Annotated in this window: 1 protein-coding gene; it reads left to right on the top strand. The window is 58.5% G+C overall.

Annotation, left to right across the window (positions count from 1 at the left end; all coding sequences use genetic code 11):
- The coding region (locus FAA86_RS24435) for an IS3 family transposase (protein WP_136543908.1) at positions 1–714 on the top strand (714 nt) is incomplete at both ends.

Raw genomic sequence — 714 nt, 5'->3', positions numbered from 1 at the left:
TCCCTCCAAAGCCAGAGGGCGTCCGCCGCTTGCTGATCGGGAGCTGGTGGATGAGATCAAGACCATCATCGACGATATGCCCACCTACGGATATCGCCGGGTGCACGCGATCCTTTGCCGTAAAGCCCGCAGCGAAAGCCGACCGTGGCCAAATGCCAAGCGCGTCTACCGGGTGATGAAGGTTCACGGCATGCTTCTTCAGCGCCACACCGGTGCTCTCGACACCCGTCGCCACGATGGCCGCGTTGCCGTCGAGCAATCCAATCTGCGCTGGTGTTCAGACGGCTTCGAGATCGGCTGCGACAACAAGGAGAAGGTCCGCGTTGCGTTCGCGCTCGATTGCTGTGATCGCGAAGCCATTGCCCATGTCGCGACAACAGAGGGCATCAAGAGTGAGGACGTCCAGGACCTGGTCATTACGGCTGTGGAGAACCGCTTCGGTCTCATCAACACTCTTCCAAAGCCAATCGAATGGCTGACTGACAACGGCTCCTGCTTCATCGCAAAGGACACCAGGTCACTGCTTGTCGATATCGGCATGGAGCCTTGCTCCACTCCCATTCGCAGCCCCCAATCCAATGGGATGGCAGAGGCTTTCGTCAAAACATTCAAGCGCGACTACGTCTCAGTGAACCCTCGACCAGACGCCGCAACCGTCATCGCGCAACTGCCCTCATGGTTCGAACACTACAATACCCTTCACCCGCACAAGGC

Origin of the sequence: Rhizobium rosettiformans W3, assembly GCF_004912135.1 — a bacterium.
Classification (GTDB): domain Bacteria; phylum Pseudomonadota; class Alphaproteobacteria; order Rhizobiales; family Rhizobiaceae; genus Allorhizobium; species Allorhizobium rosettiformans.
This window is presented reverse-complemented; position numbering and strand designations above follow the sequence as displayed.